Below are 23,585 nucleotides of genomic sequence, written 5' to 3'. Positions count from 1 at the left end.
CGGAAAGCCGCGATGAACCTGAAAAAAGCCAACAGCTGATGCTGTTGGCTTAGTAGAAATACTGTCAACGTATTTTAGGACGAGACAGGTCCAATGTACACGCCTAGAACCTAAACACCGATTATCTAAAATCACCTTCACTTCTAATAAGTCACCTCGCGAATTTCTATTGAGGCTTCTAGAATGTTATCGAACGTCAAAATCAGTTTCTGTTGGTAACTAAAACCACATCTGTTAATTCAATAACTTCCGCTGTTAACAAGCCGTATTCTCAACTAGTAAACTGCCCTTAGAATCCAGACATTAGATATCAGTATTAATGCGGTGGTTGGTTTAATCATACCCAAGACAACCTAAGCCTATCGTTCTCAGTAACAACAGCTTGAACCAAGGCTTACAAATGCAGTCACATAGGGCGAATAAGAGCGCTGTTGAAGACTGAGCGAAGAGTTTCGATACATAATATAGAATTGACAACAAGGCTAACCACCAGCTCTTGAGTCGAACTATCGAAGGGCCTGCTATTTACCTTACCCAAACAACAGACACAAAAAAGCCTCCAAACCCTAAGGCTGGAGGCTATTGCGATAACTTAAATATTAAGTGCTATTCGGTTCGATTACTTTTGGTATTGATCGTGCGATACGTCTAGCTGGTAGAAAGTCGCTTGTGAGTAATCGTCTAGGTCGCCGCTGATGTTTTGGTTGTAAACACCGGCTTTGAAGTACATGTACTTGCCGCCTACGTCGTAACCGCTGTTGCTCATATCAACCACTTGTACAACGTCATCTTTGCCTTCACGCATTAGTGTTACTGTCATTGTATTACCTTTAACGTCAATACGGTAGCTGAACACTTCGCCAAGCGCGATACCATCGTCACCCACTTCAGCCGTCATGTCGCCCACTAGAGGGTAGAAGTCCTCTTTAATTGCGTCTTGGCTTTCATGTGCGAAGTAAACCGCACCCGTTGCTTGGTTTGGCAGTTTACGGTAGTACAAACGAATTGGTTCATCGTTTTGATCGTGAATCTGACCAATGATAAAGCGGCCTACTTCGTTCGCATTACCTGTCGTTGTTGCGTGATCGATTTTCAACGTTGCTTCTAGAACGCCGTCAATACCAGCAGCAGCTTCTAGGTCAGATTCAGGTGCGCTTGAGAATACCCAGTTGTTCTTGTTAACACCTTTAGTGCTAATAGACTGGTCACCACGACGCATCATTTCACGAAGCTCTGTACGCGCATACTTAGTATTTTTAGAGGTACGAACACCTTTCACGTAAGACTTGAAGACTAGACCACCGTCGTCAGCTGTGTAGAAGATCTCTGGGTGTTGGTAACCGTTTGCGAGGTTCCACTCAGAAACGTCATCAGGCTTACCGTTTTTGTCATGGTCGAATGGTTGAGATAGGTACCAATGCGTCATGTCAAAGTTTTCACTTGGCGCGTTACCTGCAACTGGTGTCGCTGGCAGGCCTGTCGGAATTGGTAATGCACTGCGCGTATCACATTCAACTGTAGTATCACAAGGGTAAACCGCTGCTACACCGAAGTTACCAGAACGAAGATCTTTGCGCGCATCTTTGCGTGCTTTTTCCGCCGCTTTCATTTCAGCGATCATTGCCGCTTCTGCAGCGACCACGTCTGAAGTAATGATATGGCTAGCAGGACAAGCGTTAATGTTACAGTTAACCGCAGCTAACCCGGTCACACTGTTCCAACCGTTTTTGGTGTTACCGTGACCAACGTATCTTACGTAGCGCGCTTGCACTGCTGGCTCGAATTGGAAACGCTCTAGGCCAATCGCTTTACCTGAGCTCAGTTGATTTTCAAGTACGGTTGTCCAGCTTTCGCCATCGACACTCACTTGAATATCAAATTTAGATTGGCGCTCGTTACCTTTGCTGAAAGATGCTTGAACCGCATCAAATTCTTGCACTGAACCATAGTCTAGCGTTGCCCACTCACCGTCACCCGCAGATGACCAACGTGTTGTTAGGTCTTGGTCAACGAGACGATCAGGGCCATTACCATCATGGCTACTAGCGGTAACAGCAACTGGCGTTAGAAGCGCTTCACCAGTTTCTTTGTTATTTGGAAAATCAGCAGTAGGCGTGCTCGTGCTCGCACAACCAACCGCAAGTAGAATAGAAGAAGCGAGTAAGGTTTTTAGAGTGATTTGTTTCATATTTAATCCATTATTATATTACAAAGGCAGCGTTTGTAAGTGAAAACAAAATTGGCAAACACGAGCTATAAGGCGTTTCTTCTCTCAGTATTTGCGACAACACAAAAATATTACGTAATCTTATAATACAAATAAAATACTTCGTTGAATAAATGAGACTGGGAACACTTTCCGCATTTTCCATACTTTAACTGGATCACACTTCCTATTGATAAAAGACAATATATAAAAATTTAGAATGCGAAATGGGCTATCAAGGGCGAAAAAAACGAGCGGTAATAGTGAGAATCTACATCACTCGAGCGGGGCATTTGTCGTTCAGAACACATCATTCAAAAGTGTCGCAGCAGTTAAAAAAAAGACCACATTGTTAGGAATCAATATGGTCTTTAAAGCAGTCATTGTTGTTACTCAAACGTCAGCTAACTCAATAATGTTCAGCTCTAAGAGAACTAAAGCTCACATCAAACACCTCGCCGATATAGTCGCTGTCCGGCTTAAACTGTGGATAGATGCCCGCTTTGAAATAGAAAGCGATGTCTGTCGATGTCCAATCTGATGTTAACGAAACCGTGTCCCCATCATTATCTGTGTAATCTTGTCCCCAAGGTATTAAATGAGAAACGGTGTTGGTTCCATCTAAATCATGAGTCGCCAAGTAGATACCGTCTTGATTGGCACGAATCGTATATCGCCACTCTTCACTTGCCGAATAAGTACCTAACTCGACACTGAACGGGTCACAATGATTACAGTCTTGGTTGTTGCGCTCAAAATCAGAGTTCAGTATCACTCTTACTGGCTTACTCTCTCCTTCCCATAATAGTTTCACCAATGCTTGATTGATCTTCCAACCATGGATTTGTCCAAGTACCACTTTTGGATCTTGATTGTTGATATTCGGGTAATCTTCCACTCGCAAGGTAGCGGTGAGCTGATGGTTAGTTTTATTGGTTCGTGTGTCGTTCAAATACCAACTTGTGTCTTCATCGCTGGTGCTGCAATCCGGCTGAGCACTGCTTTGATACAATTCCCTGAGCTCAGAACGAATATAGTTAGAGTTTTGTGTACTAGTGCCATAACCCATATCTGCTCTAAAGTGCATTCTCCCTTCATCGGTATTGAAATAAGAAAGACCAATATCGCTGTCGTAGACATCACTGTCGTTGGCGAGCAGGTCTTTGCTCGATTCACAGCGCTCAGGTTCTAGTTCAGCAGCACTGTCACCGCCACTTCCATACCAAGTGTCTTTGCTCGCAGGAATCGTCAACCTCCAATCGCTAATATCCCAATCGTTTGAGCCGTTGACCTGTGTGGTGGTGTATCGTAGTGCCTGAAAGTGAGCCGTGGCTTCACCATTTTCAAATTGATTATAGATACCCGCTTTAAAGTAACTCAGTAGGTGCTGCCAGTAGGTGATGTCTTCGTCGACTTTAACTTCATCGTTCACTTTGACCGAAAGGGTGTTTTCATAAACAGAAAGATCAAACTTGGTGAAGCTATCGAGATCCGCCTCTCCCAAATCGTAGCGATTATATGAAGTGGCATAACAATCTGAAGAGTCAGCGGCACTGCTACAGTCAATAGCATTATTTTTCATGACTGCCCAGTAGTGTCCTGTAAGGCCATCTCGTTCTTGCTCCCAAACCACCCGCAATAGTGGATGAGGGATATAACCAGTACCACTCTCGTCCGTGCCTTTGTTGTGGATCTGTAGCACGGTCACTTCATCGTGATCAGCGGGAGAACTCGCCATGGCATGCTCAATATCAGGTAGGCTTATTTCCGCATGTAGACTGCGTCTAACGCCCGCTTCATTGATATCGAAGTTTTCTCCCTCACGAACTTCAGAGCGCATCTTGTAGTTCGCCATTTTGAAGATCAGATTCTCCGTCTCTTCGTCAGCATAAAAATAATCACTAACATAACCATCGAAGTTACCATCTTTGACTTCAGAGGTTTTATTGCCCTCTTCTCCATTAGGATCAGAGACCTGAAGATCTGAGCTGGAAAGAATGTTTTGATATTTGGCAATATCATAGGGAGCAATAACACCATAAGACGTTCCTGGGTTATTGCTATCAGAAGGATCACTACCGTCACTTGAGTCACTGGAACTGCTTCCACCGCAGCCATACGTAAGCGAAGCGAGTACTACGATGAAGATTGGCTTATTCACATTTATCTCACTTATCCATAAGAGTAGAGTGATAATGTATATTTGTACTATTTTATGTCAATTATCTATTTATCAGAATGTGAGATGCGGCAGATGAAGTGAAATGAACGGATATTGCGTAGAGTTAGAATCAAGAACAACGCAGAAAGGCCACTCTAAACTCGATGGTTATTGAGTGGCTTTCAAACCAAAAACCAAAATTAGGGCATTGATTTTATAACGTATTAGAAAACAATTTAAACTTTAAAGCTGCTCATCAACTCACTAACGCTACCGTTAAGTGTTTTGATTTCTGCTGATTCAGTCAACTGATCTTGGCTTAACTTATTAAGCTCCTCAACAAAGCTTTCAATCTTATGCATGTTCTTAGCGATGCTTTGAATTAAAGCGTTTTGCTCAACAGACGAACCCGAAATGTCATTGTTAAAACGACTCACCGTTTCCATCTGTTCTGTTAGCTTCGCCAACATATTTACCGCTTGAACCACTTGAGCACGCGTCATTTCACAGTTGCTTTTGGTCAACTCAATCGATTTAACCAAACCATCTGATTTAGACTGCAAGCCAGACAGCGCTTCATCAATTTCAGAGGTACTGATTTGAGTTCGGTTGGCTAACGCACGGACTTCATCAGCAACTACCGCGAAACCTCGACCATGCTCACCCGCTCTCGCAGCTTCAATTGACGCATTCAATGCCAACAAATTAGTTTGTTCCGCAATTCCGCCAATCACAGACACGATAGATTGGATGCTCTGCGTTTCATTGGCCATTGAGCGAATATCATCAGAAGTGGTGCAGACTTGCTTCTCAAGATCACTGATATAGTTTTCCGTCACGGTGTTAATCTGTTTCGTCTCATCACTGAACACAGCCGCTTCTCTTGCTGCTTGTGCCGCCGACTGGGAACTCTTCTCGACTTCGTTTGATGCTTCAGACAAGCCGTTAATCGCAGAGACCACTTGAACCGTTTCATCAGTGTGAACTTTCAGTACATCGCTGGTTTCTTTACAACCTTCACGAATACTCAGTACCTTAGTATCGAGATCCGAGTTCTTAAATTTGACTTCCTTAACCATCTCTTGCAGGCCAATGATGAACAAGTTGATGTCTTTGGCGATATGCCCTAAGTCATCATTCCCCTTCTCAGCAAGCCTTTGAGTCAGGTCTCCGTTACCTTGAGATAGATCGTGGACGATTTTGCGCAGTGACACGATTGGGCGGTAGAAGCGATTCAGCAGTAAAATCATCAATATCACCGAGCCAAGCACACAAGCCACAATAAGAATGCGCGCACTCAACATCACGCCATTCAACTGATTGAGCGCGAGTTCAGGGTCAATACTAGAGATCATGTACCACTCTTTCTGGCTGCCAATATCCACTTTCTTGGCCATCAAAATTCTCTGGTTGCCATCAATCACACCCTCAATAAATTGATCAGGCTGTTCAATGGCACTGTTGAGTTTCATTTGAGTATCTGCAGAAGATATATTGGTTTGCGGAAGTACGTTTTCGATTGTTGAAGCGACCACCATCCTCTTCTCGTCGATGATAATGCCTTTGGCTTCGTAGATTCTGTCCAGCTGTTCAAGCTGAGTTTCCAAATCATCAAAACGTATGTCGGCCATGATGACACGATCTTGGTATGAGTAGGTCACGCCGATCATAGGTACTTGAGTACTCTTAGTGAAAAACAGGTCACTAAAAGATAAGCCTGATTTCAATTTCGCTTGTTGATACCAAGGTCGAGTGGTTGGATTGTACTTTTCTTTTATCCCAACACCGTTAGGGAAAGACTCTGAAGGGCGAGAAGTATAAGAACGGCCGTCGTCAAAACCCACCACAATCTTGTCAATGCCACCCAGCTTAGCAGCATAATGCATGAGTGCTTCATTCGGCACTTGGTATGGGGATTTCATGAACTCTTGTGCAACAGAGTTAACGGTATCGATGGTGCGCTGAACGGTACTTTCTATTTGATTGATTTCTATCGTAAGCGAGTGATCAATCTCGTTATAAATCGTTTGGTTTACCTGTTCAGTGGCCAAGTTAAGCGTAAACCAGTTCGTAAATGCCAAAGCACTAGAACTGACGATCGCTACCATTAAAATCAATTTTCCTTTAAACCCTAGAGACAATTTTGAATTCATAAAACTCATCATCCATATCAACCTATGTCTATTATTTTTATCCGAATGAAATGGTTATTTTTCGCATTTTCGAAGATACGGGAAGTGAAACCTGTTCATGCCGATCCATCGTCACAACCATCAACTTAATTAATATTGTATGTTTAATTGACCAGCCATTCTGTGAGCGATCTTGATATATTAAAACTGGCTAAAATCGCCCTGTGACATAGGTATCATTTATGAGTTTGGATTTAGTTCCAAGTTAAACATTGACGCATAACGCATTCAAATAGATCGTTTTTGGAAAATTAGCTCATCATTTTTCCGATAACACCTTTTCGACAGCTCTTCTTCTTCACCTCGTCCAGTCGAGTAAAAAAATGAGTCTTAACTCACACTTCTACCAACTAACCATTCACTAAAGGCATTCAATCTTAAAATTCATTTGTAATACAATAAGCCTTAAGTTATGGTGTATTTGAATCATAACTTAAGTTCTTTTTGGATGCTTTTGTTCAATTCAAAGTGATAATTGAAGCAGCCGCTTTAAGGTCATTGAACGCGTTTAACGTAGAAACTGTCGGGGGATCTCGTTATTCGTTTTTTCACTTGCTATTGATCATTTGTTTTTCCAGACGGCTCGTCCGAACATGCCCATACAGTCACCAGCTGTGTGGGCTTTTTTTTACTTTCTTTTCAGACCCGATACACGAGCGGTGTTAAGTCATCACCAACAATCCTGTAAGTGCACTGGTTTTAAGTTTACGTAGAAAAGTAAGTGAACGAGTGGGTGCTAGAAGGCTTTGAATTTACAAATAGATATAGAAAAAATAGGAATTGAAGCAGTAAAATAGTCAAACAGAGTTTTGGGTAGGTGTAGCTGAGGAAATTGAAGTAGAAGTAGAAGTAGAAGTAGAAGATTTTAACGAGGGAACAAAGGGTTGGGTATGGCAGATAAAAACGAACCTCGCTGAGGTATCGCCGCCTAAAAAGACAGGCAATACCCTAGCGAGGTCGTACGTCGATTACTTCTCTAGTTTAGCGAAGTAGTCGAAGATTACTGGTACGTCGTTGTTACCCATGCCTGCATCAACAGCAGCTTGTAGGCTTGTTGCAGTACCTTGAGCGATTAGAGACTCAGTACCTAGCTCTTCACAAAGAGCAAGGAAGTAACCAAGGTCTTTGTTTGCGTTAGCAACAGAGAAACCTAGCTTCTCTTCGCCGTCTACTGCGTAGAACTTACAGAATTGCATGAACGGAGAGTTAGATGGACCTGCAGACATGATGTCAAACAGTTGTTGGCCATCAACACCAGCGCGTTGAGCAACAGCGAAAGCTTGAGACATAGTCGCAACAGTAGTCATACCCATGAAGTTGTTTACAAGCTTAGTCACGTGACCAGAACCTAGAGCGCCTAGGTGGAATACGTTTTCGCCTTGCTCTTCAAGAACAGGTTTAACTTTGTTGAAAGTTTCCATGTCGCCAGCAGCCATGATGTTCAGAAGACCATCTTTAGCGTGTGCAGGAGTACGGCCTAGAGGTGCGTCGATCATGCCCGCGCCTTTTTCAGCAAGAGCTGCGCCGATTTGCTTAGTAGAAGCAGGGATAGAAGTACCGAAGTCTACTAGTACTGCGCCTTCTTTGATGCCTGCTAGAACGCCATCTTCGCCGTAAACGATTTTTTCAACAACAGCAGAAGTTGTAAGACAAAACTGAACGATATCACTTGCAGCAGCTAGTTCTTTAGCAGAAGTGAATGCAGTTGCGTTGCCGCGATCTGTAACGCGAGCAACAGCTTCAGCGCTTAGATCCATTACGTTTACGTGGTAGCCGCGCTTTTGCAGGTTTTCAACCATGTTGCCGCCCATAAGACCTAGGCCAATGAAACCGATTACAGGTTTAGTCATGTTTAAACTCCAAATATAGTATTGTATGATTATATGCTCATTATAATAACTACGTCTTTCTCGTTACGCAATAGTTTTAGGGCATTGATTTAATGGTTAGACGTAAGTTGTGACGGGGGTTCACTTTACGAGAAAATATGGGTCACGCTTTGTACTTACAGGAACTATTTGCCACTTTAAAAACCGTCTATTGATGAAATAACATACGTTAAATGTCATACGATTAGTAAGCACAAGCTACGCCTTTACCTATGTATAGTTCACGACTCCCCTACTCAGCCAGTGGTTAGACTGTTCACGCAGAAGTAAGTCATATCAGTTTTTACGAAAAAGGGGTTGGCGCCCTATTCTTTTAACAGAGCGATAAATGTAGGTCTCGTATACTACTCCTGCACCTTTCATTAAGCATAGTGGCTAAGTACATACCCAGTCTTTGTGTGTATCAACTTCCAGGTTTAGCCCTCGATCTACTGACTTGGCATCGAGAAGCGATTGATTTCTCGGCCAATGAGTTTCGTTTCAACCTGATGGGGTTCCCAACTTTGCCAACTAATACAATTTAACTGAGTATCCAACTTGCTAGCTAACAAAACAAAAAAACTCCGAGCTTTCACTCGGAGTTTTTAATATCTAGCTTCTGTTACTTCAGCGAATTACAGTTCGATTGAAACCGTTTCACCGTCAACATTTAGCATTAGCGTGTTGCCTTCAAGCTTGTGAGACACTTCTACTTGCTCGCCTTCGTTCTTATTAGGAACAAGAAGCGTCAGGATGTTGTGCTCTTTCGATGGCTTGAATTCCACTTCAACGTGACGGTGGATTTCAAGATCTTTGAACTCGTATGGGTCAACTTCGCCAAAACCTTCAACGTTCTTAACTGACGTGATGTTATCAGCAGACTCGTTGATGAAGTTTACGTCTAGGTGCGCAACTTCGCCACAGATAGTGAAAGACTTGTCTGCCACTTCGTTTGCGAAAGTTGTGTGCATTAGCCAAGTCATGTCTTTCTCTTCAGAAAGCGTTGCCTTGTCTTGCATTACGAATACTTTACCTTGAACAAACCAGACCTTACGCTTGTAAGATTCAATTTCAGGAACGAAGTACTTGTAAGACGCTGTTGCATCACCTTCAACCATCTTCACATCAGATTCAGTGTCGAAGTCAGAGATAGTACCGCCCGCTTCGATACAGAAGCGATCTTGGTGGTTTTCGTAGCCCGTGTTCTTGTTCTCGCCGTACTGACCTTTACCGCCAAATAGTGGAAGGTTCTTAGAGAACGTTTGACGACGCCATTTCGTGTGCATATCAACACCGAAACCACCGTAGTAGCCAGTGATTGACGCTAACGTTTCACCGAATGCATGCAAGGTGAATGCGTTTTGGTCACCGTGAGAGTGACTGATTGAGCCAAACGGAGAACATTTGAATACCATGTGAATATGGTTATCACGCTCAGTCATCTTGTTGTGGAATGCAGCCCAACCCGTAATTGGGAACACTTTCAACAATGGATCATTCGATGGTGCTTTCTCTTCAGGTGCATCCCAAAGGAAGTTAAAGCGAAGATCGTCGTAGCCGAAGTCCCACCAACCGAAGTTGTAGAACTTGGTGTGTGCTTCAGTATCACGGCCTTTCAGTTGGTTGTAGTACCAAACATACTCAGGCTTCTGGTTAACACCTGCGTAATGCTTGATGTTGTAAGCCAGTTTTAGACCCGGGAAATCACCGATTGAAGACTGGTCACAGAAGCTCGCGCGCTTAGAGTGAACAGGCATGCAGTAAAGCGGGAAATCACCTGTGTTTTCATAGAATGTTTTGTTGAACATGTCTACGCCACAGTATGCTTTCAATAGATCGAATGCTTCACCTAGGAACGCAGTTTGAGTGTTCCAGTAGTCAGGACCTTCAGCCCAACCGCCGTCTACACCGCCCCATGGTGGGTAATGTACTGCGTAATATTCTAGAGCGTATGCAATGTACTCGCCTGCTTTCGGGTGATCGTGGTAAAGCGCGATACACGTTGGAATGATAGCAGAAGAGATAGAACGAACACCGTGGCTGTTCAGTGGGTTGTTCAATAGATCAACCGTCACTTTCAGGTGGTGCATAATTTCGTCTAGACGCTCAATCAAAGCATCTTGAACTTGCTGACGTTCTTCATCTGTGAAGTAGCCGTGTAGCCAGTCGTAACCCCAAGCCATAGCCGCGATAACACGGAAAGCCGCTTCATCGTTATAGCCACGAGAAGTCACGCCTTCTGGATCGTACGTAGACAGTTTTAGAGTCCAAGCTTTGGCTTTAGCAATTAGCGCTTCGTCTTCTTTCACAACACCAGCAATTGCTAGGTTACGTGTCGCGTTCAATGCCATTTGGCAATCAACGTACATTTGACGCCAGTAAGGACGCCATAGAGAAGCTTTGCCTACCGTCTCAGCGGGGTACGCTTGAGGCTCTTCGAAAGGAGCAGTCTCAAGGAACTTAACTGTCGAGTTGTTGTAGAAGTCATCAAACATGCAGTGAGCTTCATCAGCTTTCACTTTCGCTTTGAATTCTTCTAACTGATCTGCTTGAACAAGAAGACGTGGACGTGCTTCGCTCAAGTTGTCTAGGAATGATAGGTCGAAGTCACGTTTCTGTACTTCGATAGGGAGTAGGTCTACAAGATTACCTGCTGAAGTATCATTCTCCAGCTTCATCTTCCTGATTGCATCAAGAGATTTTTGGTCGCTCATTCTAACTCACTTATTTTTCAAGTTGATTGAAAGGAATTAGCAATAATATACGTCTTATTGTAGGACAATTGAATCTATTTCGGTTCGATTGAACCATTTTGTACAGTTTTCGTGATTTAGGTCAGATATCTTCCACCTGACGGTTTTTCCGTTTCGCAGAGCAAAAAAAATGCGACGCCCTTTCGAGTCGTCGCATTCTATTATAATCGTTTTCTATGTATTAGCTTTCGGTTACTGCTTTCGCTTGCTTGCCGCCGTCATCGACCGCTTTAACCAGAAGCACACCAACACCACCAACAATCACACCACAAAGGATGAAGACTAGGCGCCCCCACATTGGGTTAGTAAGTAGAGCCATTAGCATGATACCGACACCCGCTACCGCAATCAGTTTACCAAGCATTTCACGCTGTTTGTTATCCAGTACTTTCTGTTCTGCTGACTCCGCAACTAATGGAGTAGACAGGTTACCGAAGAACTTATCAACGTCTGCTTGACGCTTCTCAGTTAATGGCTTGTAGAACAGAGTTGATAGGATGAAGAAACCACCAGTCAGCGTAATGTGAGCAATCAGACCGATAGCAACCTTAACATCTGACCATTCACGGCTTGTTAGCTCTTCTAGACCGAAGATTGAAGACACCATTTCAGCGTTAACAACGAAACCTACGTAGTAAGAAACAAAACCACCAACCACTAGCGTACCCCAACCAGCCCAGTCCGGAGTCTTCTTAATAAAGAAGCCAAGGAATGCAGGAATTGTCATTGGGAAGCCGATAAGTGCGCCTACATACATCATGGTATCGAACAGGCTCAAACCTTTAAGCGAGTTGATGAACTGTGCAATAAGGATGATAGCAATACCAAACACGGCAGAAGTAATCTTAGAAACCGTTACTAGCTCTTTTTCGCTAGCCGCACCTTTACGAACGATTGGTTCATAGAAGTTCTTAACAAAGATACCCGAGTTACGGTTTAGACCAGAATCCATTGAAGACATTGTCGCTGCAAACATCGCCGCAACTAGAAGGCCAACCATACCTGCTGGCATGTACTCTTGTACGAAGTATAGGTAGGCAAAGTCACCCGCTTTCTTACCTGCATCTGGGTAAGCTGCTGCTAGGTCGACACCTTGACCTGCAATGTACCAAGAAGGCATGAACCAGATAAATACACCACAAAGCATTAGCACACACGCTAGTAGCGCCGCTTTCTTCGCGTTCTTTGAGTCTTTAGCCGCTAGGTAACGGTAAGAGTTAAGCATGTTGTTAGTAATAGAGAACTGCTTCACGAAGATGAAGAATGCCCAAATGCTGAAGATGCTTAAGTAGTTAATGTTGTTACCAGAAAGGAAAGAACCGCCTTCCGCTACAGGGAAGTTATTCACGATTTCACCAACACCGCCACCTTGAACAACAGCAACAACAGCACATGTCACGGTTACTGCCATGATGATAACCATCTGCATAAAGTCAGATGCAATTACCGCCCATGAGCCACCCGTTACAGACATTGCCAATACAACCAAACCGGTAATCCAGATAGTTGCTGTCATGTCGAAACCGAAGATACCAGAAGCGATGATTGCTAGTGCGTTTAACCATACACCGGCAGAAACAACACTGTTTGGCATTGAAGACCAAGTGAACACTTGTTCGTTAGTCGCACCGAAACGCATACGAATTGCTTCGATTACCGTTACTACACGTAGTTGACGGAACTTTGGAGCAAAATATGCGAAGTTCATGAAGTAACCAAATGCGTTAGCGACGAAGATGACCGCTACTGCAAAACCATCGTTATACGCTTTACCTGCCGCACCGGTGAATGTCCATGCACTAAACTGGGTCATAAAGGCGGTTGCACCAACCATCCACCACAACATGTTACCGCCCCCGCGGAAGTAGTCACTGGTGGTACTTGTAAATGTTCTAAACATCCAACCTATCGCAATCAAGAATAGGAAATAAATGCCGACAATAATCGTGTTGAGTTCCATCGTGTATCCTTTGTCCGTTGTATTTTGTTACGAGGACTATAGGAAATCTCAAACTTTATTTGTAGTACAATAATCCAAATAAGTGATGGCGATCTTATTTTGATTGATTAAGTTAATTATATATATGACATAGGATGGAATATGACCAATCCATTAAGGAAATTACTGGTGCTTGAGGTAAAAACTCAAAAAACCAAGGCCAAAGAACATCACACCCATTAAAATCAAAGACTTATAAAAAAGTGAGACTTTGCACACTTATTAACAAATACAACCAAACACATATAAATATAAAATTCTCAAAAAAAGTAAAAGCCAAATCTGAACTAAATCACCTTCATTTATCACACAATAAACCAGTGTTTTTTATCTATTGAGAGTGGACAATTTCATTAGAATTCAACTTAAATTAATCCATATTGAAGCGGCATATCCTGTTCAAACGATGGCGGATTAAAAATATACAAAAATGAAAAATCATGGATGACGCATAATTATTTGGGGGGAGCTCGAGTGTCTAAAAACGAATATCGAGCGTAATATTATTTTTATTTTGATGGTAAAGAGAACGACCGCTAGGCGTATACAAGAAGGTACTGACTTAAGAAGGAGTTAAGCGAGGATGAACCAAAACAGTGCCACACATGGTGCAACACGCTTTCTAAAAACAAAAAAGGCATGCACTTGGCATACCTTTTTGACTGGTTCAAATGAAGTTGAAAACCGTGTTTAGCTTGCAGTGGCTAAACGGTGGTTAGCATCTTGCAAGTGAGCAGCTGACATTGTACGAGCTTTTTCACTGTCGCCAGCCATAATCGCTTCATAGATTCTACGGTGTTCATTGATACATGTGCTGCCCTCTTCAGAAGAGTGCACGATGAAGTTAACGAACATTGTAGTCAGAATATTGCCAAATGGCAGGTAGAAATCGTTACCTGTCGCATTAAAGATCAAGCTGTGGAAACGAGTATCGATGTCTGTCCAACGTTCTTGGTCAAACACTTCTGCGTCATCCACTTCAACCATCTTCTGGAATATCTCTGAAAGCTCGATACGTTGCTCAGCAGTCGCAAATTTTGCAGCTAATGCACACGCTTCAGGTTCAATCGCACGGCGAAGGCCTAAAAACTGAGAACAGAATTGGTCTATGTCGGTTAGACCATCCATCCATTCAATCAGTTGAGGATCAAGAAAGTTCCAGTATGCGCGATCTACTACACGAGTACCGATTTTCGGGCGGGACTCTAACAGACCTTTAGAAGTCAGTAGTTTAACTGCTTCACGAAGTGCCGTACGGCTGATACCAAACTGTTCACACAGCGCCATTTCACCAGGAATAATAGAACCTTGTGGCAGTTCACCAGACAAGATTCCACGAGCGATTTCACGCGCTACTTGCACGTGCAGGCTGCGCTTCGAGCCCGAGATTGAATTAAAAGTGCTAACCATAAGTTCACTTATTTTATATGTTATGTTTATGTATTATTTAAGGATCACTATAACAGGATTTCAACCTAGCGCCAATTGAGTAAAATAGCAACGAGTCGTGATCTATTAATTTACTCAATGAATCAAACACTTATAAAGCATCCAATTCCGCACAGCTAGAAACATTATGTTACACCATTCATAAATCCGTCATCAAAACGCACCGGTTCTGTCATCCTCGATTTCTATACTCCCTTCCCAAGACATCACTCAATTGGACTGAAATAATGAAACCGACAAAAACAAATCTCACGCTTAAGAGCGCTATTACTGCTGCGCTGATTTTTTCTGGTTCTGCATTAGCAATGGATACACGATACGAAGATCGCTCTGGCAACTTGGTTGCTGATGTTCCTCAAGATGAATCACAATGGGTTGACCCAAACACGCTAATTTTTGCTTATACGCCAGTTGAAGATCCTGCAGTATACGCTGATGTGTGGAGCGAGTTTTTGAGCCACCTTGAAAAAACAACGGAAAAGACGGTTCGTTTCTTCCCTGTTCAAAATAACGCTGCTCAAATTGAAGCAATGCGTTCAGGTCGCCTACATATCGCAGGTTTCAACACAGGTTCTACACCACTGGCGGTTAACTGTGCAGGCTTTGCCCCATTCACAATGATGGCTGCAGAAGATGGCTCTTTCGGTTACGAAATGGAAATCATCACTTACCCTGGTTCTGGCATTGAGAAAGTGGAAGACCTAAAAGATAAGAACCTAGCGTTCACATCACAAACGTCTAACTCTGGCTTCAAAGCACCTTCTGCGATTTTGGACGCTGAATACCAACTTCAACCTGACCGAGATTTCAAACCAGCATTCTCTGGCGCACACGACAACTCTATTTTGGGTGTGGCGCACAAAGATTACGATGCTGCAGCAGTTGCTAACTCAGTATTGAACCGCATGCTTTCACGCGATGTTGTGAAAGAAGACCAAATCAAGAGCATCTACAAATCTCAAACCTTCCCGACTACCGCTTACGGCACAGCGCACAACCTGACGCCAGAGCTGCAAGAGAAGATTCAAAAAGCGTTCTTCACTTTCGATTGGGAAGGCACAAAGCTTCAAGAAGAATTTGAACGTAACGGCGAAGCGCAGTTCGTTCCTATTACTTACAAAGAGCACTGGGAAGTGATCCGCACTATCGATACGGCAAACAAAGTCTCTTACACGTGTAGCTAAGTTCAACCGAACTAAAAAGCCAATCACACACCGATAAAATTAACTGCAGGTGTAATCGCCTGCAGTTATTCACCACTCTTTCCGGTTTACTTTCCATGCCTGTCTCAGGCGAACTCTTAGTACACCGCTCTTATAGGAATTCTATGTCTACTCTTACCCTTAAAGGGCTTACCAAGCACTACTCCAGTTCTGATAAAGCCCTTACCAACGTTAGCTTGTCGGTCAATGCCGGTGAAGTGGTTGGTTTAATTGGTCCATCTGGTGCGGGTAAATCAACGCTTATCCGTTGTATTAATCGGCTCACCGAACCCACCAGCGGCGAAGTGATCTTTTCCAATACCAATCTAGAAACGCTGTCTAAGCGACAACTGAGACAATCACGCCGTGAAATCGGGATGATTTTCCAAGAGTACGCGCTGATTGAGCGTTTGACGGTGATGGAAAACGTACTTTCAGGACGTTTGGGTTACGTGAATTTCTGGCAAAGCTTTACTCGCCGTTTCCCTGAATCGGATATCCAAGCCGCTTATGCGCTACTCGACCGTGTTGGATTGTTAGAACACGCCAATAAAAGGGCCGATGCTCTGTCGGGTGGTCAGCGTCAACGTGTTGGTATTGCACGTGCACTTGCTCAGAAACCGAAATTACTGTTGATTGATGAACCAACGGCCGCACTTGATCCACGTACAGCGCGCCAAATCATGCGACTGATCAGTGAGATTTGTTCAGAGCAACAGCTCCCTGCCATCATCAATATTCACGATGTTCAATTAGCAAAGCAGTTTGTTGACCGTGTTGTCGGCTTAAATGCAGGTTGTGTCGTATTTGATGACAAACCAAACCTGCTCACTGAATATGTTTTAACGCAAATCTACGGTGAAGAAGACTGGAGTCAACAAGCAGAAGAAGAGGCCGATGACCTCATCATCACAAGTCCTCGCCTGTCTGAGGCAACAATATGACTCAACCATATCCAAATCAAGTTCAGCAGCATTTAAAGTCAGGAAAACAGAATTCCAAACAATACCCGACACAGTGGACAAAGCCGCCAATGATTTCTAGCCCATGGTTACGCTGGAGCTTAATCATCATTGTCGCGGTTTACTTGTACCTTGCGACTCAATCGGTACACGTCAACTGGACTCGAATTTACGAAGGCAGCGAACGCGGCTGGCAGTTCATTTTGGCTTTCATGAACCCAGATTTTGGTGGCCGATGGAACAACATCTCACAAGGTTTGATTGAGAGTTTAACCATGACCCTGACATCAACCGTGGCGGGTGTCCTTCTTTCAATCCCATTCGGATTAGGCGCAGCGAAAAACCTTGCCCCTACGCCTGTTTACCTATTCTGTCGTGCGTTTATTTCGGTTGCTCGTAGCTTACAAGAAATCATCGTTGCGATTCTGTGTGTCGCTCTATTTGGCTTTGGTACGTTTGCGGGTTTTGTCACGCTCACCTTCGCGACCATCGGCTTTCTCGCAAAACTGTTTGCCGATGAAATTGAAGCCATTGACCCAGCACCACTCACCGCAATGCGTGCAACGGGCGCGAGTTGGTTACAACAGGTGAATTACGCAATTCAAGCACAGGTGATGCCGCGCTTCATCGGACTTTCTATGTACCGACTCGACATCAACTTTCGTGAGTCAGCCGTGATTGGCATTGTTGGCGCAGGTGGTATCGGCGCAACGTTAAACACAGCAATGGACCGTTACGAATACAGCGCAGCAGCCGCTATTCTATTGATTATTATCGTGATTGTGATGTTGTGTGAATACCTATCAACCATCATCCGTAAGCATGTGCAGTAAGGAACGACCAATGAGCACGCTAAATGAAACACCGACAAGCGCCATCAATCGTACCCAATGGCAGCGTTACGACAGTAAACAGAGCCTCATCCTTTGGCTGGGCTGGCTTTGCTTTGTTGCTTTGACAGTATTCGCATGGCAAGTCATGAACAAAGATACGATTTGGTACTTTGTGACTGACTCACCCAACCAATTTGCTGATATCTCTTCACGTATGTGGCCACCAAGATGGAGCTACTTAGAGTCTCTTTGGAGTCCGTTGTGGGACACCATTAACATCGCGACACTTGGCACACTGTTAGGGATCGTACTCGCGTTTCCAGTAGCGTTCTTAGCTGCACGTAATACAACGCCAAGCATGACGTTTATCAGACCTATCGCGCTGTTCATCATCGCGGCAAGTCGTTCAATTAACTCGTTAATTTGGGCATTGTTATTGGTAGCAATCATCGGCCCAGGCTTGTTGGCCGGTATCATTGCGATAGCGCTACGTTCAATTGGCTTCGTGGCGAAGTTAATGTATGAAGCGATTGAAGAAGTGAATGCAACACAGATGTCTGCAATCCAATCGACCGGAGCTTCTCCGCTGCAGGTATTGAACTACGGCATTCTTCCGCAAGTGATGCCAAGTTTCATCGGCACGAGCTTGTTCCGTTGGGATATCAATATTCGTGAGTCTACGGTTTTAGGCTTGGTCGGCGCTGGCGGTATCGGCTTGAAATTGCAAGAATCGATGGCGATGCTGGCATGGCCTCAAGTGACTGTGATTTTCTGTGCGATTCTAGTGACGGTCATCTTCTCCGAATGGGTGGCAGCCAAAGCAAGAAAAGCCCTTATCTAAATAATAAAAACAACGTCAAATAGACGGTTAGCTAAGATCAAAGCCTACTCACTGAGTAGGCTTTTCGTTTGTTGAAACGTTCTATTCTGTTTCCTACACGCATAAAAAAACCGAGCAACTCGCAATGAGTTACTCGGTTTGACTTATTCCCGATGTATTCAGTCGTTGTTGGTATCAACGAACGATTTTGCAATCACGACTGAATTCAATGTGACGCTTCGTTCCCGCAAAGCACCACATCAACACAAGCCATCGTTAAATAACTTGCATGTGATACCAATCGTAGTAAATAACTGATCACCCTAGCTTGTTAAAAAGCTCGATAACTTCGTTAGAATTTTTGATTGTAGAATAACTACTTATCGAAAAATTCTGCCTTGTTCTCAAGCTTTTTTCCTGCGCTATTTCTGCTCACTTACTTACTTACTTACTTACTTACTGTGATTAGTATTAATCATTTACAGTTGAGCAAATGATCCTTCCCACGAGTATGTCTCACCAGCAAACTCAACAGTGTGAGTTGCTTGCTGCGTGTCTTCAGCTTGGTTTGAGATACCGTAGTGGTAAGTGTTGCCAGAAGTAGTCTGAATGCGAACAACAGTCCCGACACTGTTATGGCCCACAACAGATACTGATTTAACTAGACCACGAGCGCCTACAGAGGCTTCGATAGACTCGTTAAAGTAACCATGCGTTTCTAGTACAGAAGCAAACACGTGGTTTTGACCAGACTGACGTAAGATGAACGCAGGCTCACTCTTAAGGTTGAAGTCTGGATCGTTAGCACCAGTGCGAGCAAAAATCACTTCGCTGCCCGCATTCGCGCTGGTTACTAGGCTGTAGTAGCTGCTGTCATGTAGCCAGCTTACTAGAGAACCTTCTTCGTTCACTTTGCCTGAAGCAACGTTCCATAAATGTTGGTAACCGTTGTCTTCACCTAATGGCTTAAGCGTTGTTTCCATGTTGTAATCGAAGTCAGTGCGAATGATTTGACCCGAGTGGTGAACTGGTAAGTCGTACTGGTGCTCAGCGTCAGCTTCGATGCGGTACACATCAATTACTAGCGGTTTTTCGAACTCAGGTAGTTCAGCAAGAATCACGCTGCGTTGCATGTCTACGCCAGTGTAGTACTCAGAAATTGTGCCGCTCATACCTTGTAGCGACTGGTCGTCTGCTACGAAGAAGTGCTTCTGACCAAACTTAGACTCAGCCAATGCTGTGTTGAAGTTGTTCTGCGTTTTCTGATCAACCGTTACTGTGTTGTGAGCAACCGTCTGCTTACAGTAAGACTTGTTCTCCGGGATGTAACGACCGCCAAACTTAGGCTCAACGTTTACCCAACGACCGAAGCCGTAATCGTGCAGCACTTCGTGGCCACGGTTGAATACGCTTAGGTGCAAGCCATCGTAGTGACCATGGTCTAGCGCAGAATGGTACTGGTGGTCTGAACCGTGCTGACCAAACCAGATCAACGCCATTGTGTCGTCGTCTTGCACATCACGGTGACGAAGGATGCTTACGCCGCCTTTTTCGCCTTCAGGGCCGTCCGTTACAAACAGGCTACCCCAGTTGAATGCTTTGATGTCATCTGCTGCATCAACCGCGTCAGACAATGTTTTGCCTGAAGCATGAACCCAAACGTTTTGTTGGTGATCAGCCATACCAAGCAGAGTTTCTGTCTGCTCGTAACGGTGGTAACACACTGACGTTGCCATGATAACGCCTTCATCGTTGATAGAGATTGTCTTCGATGAATCGTTCAGAGCTGGCAATGTACCGTCTGGGAATGCGGTTTTGAATACAGAGTAAGACGTTGTCTTAATCACTGAATCGTTGAATTCATAGATACCAACTTCAGGCTGACGACGTTCAATTGCTTCTGCAAACAGGTAGATTGGACGTAGCGAGAAACGGTGGTAGTAAGGACCTTCCATGTAGTAGCCATCTGGCGAAAACAGTTGGTCAAGTTGTGCTAAGAAACCGCCGCTTACTTTATCTAGTTTCAGGCCGTAAAGCGCTTTGTCTACTGACTCTTGATCGTTGATTGCGTAACCACAGATACCTACCGCTGCCACTGCCCATAAGCCGTGGTTGTGTACGATATCGAAATCGTGTGCGTAAGTCACAACGAACATTTCGATCATCTGCTTTAGAAGATCGTCTTCGATCAGACGCTTTTGCTCTTCAGAGATGGTGTGGTAAATACAGCTGTACGCACAAGAAGCGTAAAGCATCCACATGTTCTCGTTCAACGTTTGGTGGAACAGCTTACCCGGAGGATTAGAATCACGGCTTACGTTGCTTTCAAGTGTTGGGTATACCGTCGCGTACGCTGTTAGCATATCAACGATGTAATCACGGTACTTTGTTTCCTCAGTGATAAGGAACAAACGACCCGCTAGATCCATATGGATGTAGTTTTGCTTGTGACGGTTGTGCTCGTAACCGCCGCCTTCACCGTGACCAGGTACTTCAATGCCAACTTCCGCCATGTAAGCGTCAGTTTGTTTAATGTCGCGAGTCAGTGCGTTACCTAAAAGGCTATCCTTGCCAAGTTCTTTACGAAGCTCTGCTGCTTCATCAAAGTTAAGTAAAAGTGGTTGATAGCTCATTATTATTTCCCCTGCTCTGCTAATTCTGGGTTTAAAGTTGTTTCTACTGAGTAGAAGCCTGTCCAGCTGTATACTTTGCCGTTCAGCTCTACTTTGTGTTCAGTGCTGTCAGTCGCGCCAAGTTGGTTGCTGATCATCACTGTCACGTTTGATTTCTCTGTGGTGATCTCAACTACCGAACCGATATTGGTGTGAGCCACTACTTTGATGTCTTTCACAACACCACGTGCATTAACTGATTGCTCGAATTCTTCGTTGAAGTAACCGTGCGTTTCAACAACAGAAGCAAACAATGTTGTTTCGCCTTTGCTTCGTAGAATGAACGCAGGCTCTGAACGTAGGTTGAAGCTTGGGTCGTTAGCGCCAGTGCGAGTAAAGATAACTTCAGCATTGTCGTTAGACGTTGCACCTAGCCACGTGTAGTAAGTGTTGTTCTGTAGCCAGCTTACCTGTGCTGTGCCCTTCACTTCACCGCTTGCCACGTTCCATAGGTGTTGGTAACCGAAGTCTTCACCTAGAGTGTTCAGCTCTTTGTTTGCTTGGTATTCAAAGTTAGTGCGAACAATCTGACCTTGATATTGGTGTGAGTAGTCGTATTGATGCTCGCCTTCGCCGCCTTTCTCAGAATCTAAACGGTAAAGATCTAGTAGTAGCGGAGATTCTAATTCTTCAAGGTTTAGCATGAACACGCTGCGTTGCATGTCAAAACCTTCGTAATGATCGTTAGCAAATGCGCTCATGCCGTTGATTTGCTCGTCTTCTACTTTGAAGAAGTGTGGTAAGCCGTGTACTGCATCTGCACGTTCAACGTCAAAGTTGTTCTGACATTTTTCATCAATCGTTACTGCGTTATGTGCAATTGTTTGACGAGCGTAAGATTTGTTTTCGTCTAGGTAACGGCCGCCGAATTTAGGCTCAACGTTCACCCAACGACAGAAGCCGTATTCACGCAGTACTTCTTGACCACGGTTGAAGAAAGAAATACCCAGCGTATCAAAGTTGCCGTGACCCATGCCGTGTTGACCGTAGTTCATAACAAGTTGAGAAACGTCGCCTTTCTTATCCTGCATACGGATAAAGCCTTGCGCGCCGTTGTGACCTTGAGGGCCTTCGTTCAATTCAACACTTGGCCAGAAAGGCATGCCGATTTCTTTCTCAGCAGACGCTGCTTCGTAGGCTTTAGATAGCTCAAGACCACATGGATGCATCCAAACTGCGTCTTGAATCTTCGCCATACCAAGAATGTTTTGGTCTACGCCGTTTTCAGAAGAGTAATGCTTGCTGTAAACACTTACTGCAACCTGAACACCCATGTCTGTAATACCCATAGTACGAGAAGCATCATTCAGAGCCGGGAACTCACCGTTCGGGTAAGCCGTCGCCAGCATCGCTTGTACTGTGTTACCAATCACGCCGCCTTTGTAGTTGTAGATATCCACTTCAGGCATATGACGGTGAATCACTTCAGCGAACACACACGTTGGACGAATCGCATAACGGTGGTAGTAAGGACCTTCCATGTAGTAGCCAGAAGGTGCAAACAGCTGAGAAACTTGCGCTAGGAAGCCGCCAGTGTCGTTACGGTCAATGCCGTACACCGACATTTCAAGGTATTCACGCTTGCCAAGAGCAAGACCACAAATACCGACAGCGGCTACTGCCCAAATACCGTGATTGTGAATTCGGTCGAAGTCGTGTGCGTATTTAACCGTGAACATTTCTAACATTGGTTCAAAAATGCGAGACTCAATATTGTCGCGTTGTTCTTGTGTCAGGGTTGAAGCAACACAAGAGTAAGCTAAGCTTGAGAACATTAACCAGCAGTGTTCGTTCAGGATTTGGTGGAACAAACGACCTGTAGGGTTAGTGTTTTTCTGTACGTGGTAATCAAACGTTAGGTATTTATCTGCGTACTCTTCTAGTAATTCTGTAACAAAGTCAGCGTACTTTTGCTCTTTAGTGATCAAGAACATGCGACCAGCTAGATTCATGTACGTGTAATTTTGCTTATGGCGGTTATGTTCGTAACCCCCAGCTTCACCATGACCTGGGACATCAATAGGTAAACGCATGAATGCTTCTAGATCTTTCGCGTTCGCTGCAATGGTTTTGCCCATTAAGCTAGAACGGCCCACTTCAAGATGAAGCTGCTCGATTTCTGCTTCAGTCAACAATACTGGTTTAGTCGTCATATTCTTTGTCACCCTCAATAAAGAGTTTATCTGCTTAAACTTTGATTAAATTTTCAAACTCCATATAAAGTAATACAATATGAGCTTTAATTATACCTATTCGTCGCTAAATGATGAGTAGAGTCACATAATTAGCCATAAGTCATTGATGTAGCTGGCTAATGGTAAATATTAGCCATTTATTAAGTTGTTGATTTATTTACGCTATATAAAGAATCGCTTGATCAATATCACACAAATTTAGATATATTGTATTACAATTAGGCTCATTCCCTTATGATGGATGCAAGTTAAGTAACACTTAAAAGATTTAAA

The 23,585-nt window shown here is 44.0% G+C and carries 13 protein-coding genes; 4 read left to right on the top strand and 9 right to left on the bottom strand.

Annotated elements, in window-relative coordinates; all coding sequences use genetic code 11:
* Positions 1 to 619 precede the first annotated feature (619 nt).
* From AB4482_RS09120 to AB4482_RS09090, 7 genes are all read right to left on the bottom strand, one after another.
* Positions 620 to 2,188 carry a polysaccharide lyase family 7 protein gene (locus AB4482_RS09120; RefSeq protein ID WP_372180815.1) on the bottom strand — a complete coding sequence of 523 codons (1,569 nt, stop codon included), beginning with the start codon at positions 2,186 to 2,188 and terminating at the stop codon, positions 620 to 622.
* 427 nt (positions 2,189 to 2,615) lie between these two features.
* Entirely contained in the window at positions 2,616 to 4,367 is a 1,752-nt protein-coding gene (locus AB4482_RS09115) for a polysaccharide lyase family 7 protein (protein ID WP_372180813.1), read from the bottom strand.
* Between the two features lie 236 nt (positions 4,368 to 4,603).
* The gene (locus AB4482_RS09110; RefSeq protein ID WP_372180811.1) at positions 4,604 to 6,475 is read right to left on the bottom strand and encodes a methyl-accepting chemotaxis protein; all 1,872 of its coding nucleotides are present in this window, start codon (positions 6,473 to 6,475) and stop codon (positions 4,604 to 4,606) included.
* Positions 6,476 to 7,527: 1,052 nt separating this feature from the next.
* Positions 7,528 to 8,409, bottom strand: coding sequence for an NAD(P)-dependent oxidoreductase (locus AB4482_RS09105; protein ID WP_048607064.1), 882 nt, complete (start codon positions 8,407 to 8,409; stop codon positions 7,528 to 7,530).
* Positions 8,410 to 9,062: 653 nt separating this feature from the next.
* A complete protein-coding gene (locus tag AB4482_RS09100; RefSeq protein ID WP_372180809.1) occupies positions 9,063 to 11,141 on the bottom strand; it encodes a DUF4962 domain-containing protein in 2,079 nt (692 codons plus the stop codon).
* A 220-nt stretch (positions 11,142 to 11,361) separates the two neighbouring features.
* Positions 11,362 to 13,140, bottom strand: coding sequence for a sodium:solute symporter family transporter (locus AB4482_RS09095; protein WP_048613949.1), 1,779 nt, complete (start codon positions 13,138 to 13,140; stop codon positions 11,362 to 11,364).
* A 729-nt stretch (positions 13,141 to 13,869) separates the two neighbouring features.
* On the bottom strand, positions 13,870 to 14,589 hold the full coding sequence (locus tag AB4482_RS09090) for a FadR/GntR family transcriptional regulator (protein ID WP_048613948.1): 720 nt from the start codon (positions 14,587 to 14,589) through the stop codon (positions 13,870 to 13,872).
* A 266-nt stretch (positions 14,590 to 14,855) separates the two neighbouring features.
* On the opposite strand from AB4482_RS09090, the gene phnD reads away from it, so the two are divergent.
* From phnD to phnE (AB4482_RS09070), 4 genes are all read left to right on the top strand, one after another.
* A complete protein-coding gene (phnD, locus tag AB4482_RS09085) occupies positions 14,856 to 15,812 on the top strand; it encodes a phosphate/phosphite/phosphonate ABC transporter substrate-binding protein (RefSeq protein WP_048607068.1) in 957 nt (318 codons plus the stop codon).
* A gap of 143 nt (positions 15,813 to 15,955) precedes the next feature.
* Positions 15,956 to 16,774, top strand: coding sequence for a phosphonate ABC transporter ATP-binding protein (gene phnC / locus AB4482_RS09080; RefSeq protein ID WP_102320520.1), 819 nt, complete (start codon positions 15,956 to 15,958; stop codon positions 16,772 to 16,774).
* On the top strand, positions 16,771 to 17,625 hold the full coding sequence (phnE, locus tag AB4482_RS09075; RefSeq protein ID WP_372180808.1) for a phosphonate ABC transporter, permease protein PhnE: 855 nt from the start codon (positions 16,771 to 16,773) through the stop codon (positions 17,623 to 17,625). Before phnC ends, phnE (AB4482_RS09075) begins: the two co-directional genes overlap by 4 nt.
* Positions 17,626 to 17,635: 10 nt before the next feature.
* Positions 17,636 to 18,466: a phosphonate ABC transporter, permease protein PhnE gene (gene phnE, locus AB4482_RS09070; RefSeq protein WP_137001662.1), complete on the top strand. Its 831-nt coding sequence runs from the start codon at positions 17,636 to 17,638 to the stop codon at positions 18,464 to 18,466.
* Positions 18,467 to 18,924: 458 nt separating this feature from the next.
* Here the strand turns inward: phnE (AB4482_RS09070) and AB4482_RS09065 are convergent, their stop codons facing one another.
* Both AB4482_RS09065 and AB4482_RS09060 read right to left on the bottom strand, forming a co-directional pair.
* On the bottom strand, positions 18,925 to 21,078 hold the full coding sequence (locus AB4482_RS09065) for a heparinase II/III family protein (RefSeq protein WP_372180807.1): 2,154 nt from the start codon (positions 21,076 to 21,078) through the stop codon (positions 18,925 to 18,927).
* 2 nt (positions 21,079 to 21,080) lie between these two features.
* A complete protein-coding gene (locus AB4482_RS09060) occupies positions 21,081 to 23,270 on the bottom strand; it encodes a heparinase II/III family protein (protein ID WP_050621209.1) in 2,190 nt (729 codons plus the stop codon).
* Between the last annotated feature and the right edge of the window lie 315 nt (positions 23,271 to 23,585).

The sequence above is a fragment of the Vibrio sp. 10N.222.55.C7 genome (genome assembly GCF_041473335.1).
In the GTDB taxonomy this organism is placed as follows: domain Bacteria; phylum Pseudomonadota; class Gammaproteobacteria; order Enterobacterales; family Vibrionaceae; genus Vibrio; species Vibrio crassostreae_C.
The sequence above is the reverse complement of the archived record's forward strand: the minus strand, read 5'-3'. Positions and strand labels throughout refer to the sequence as shown.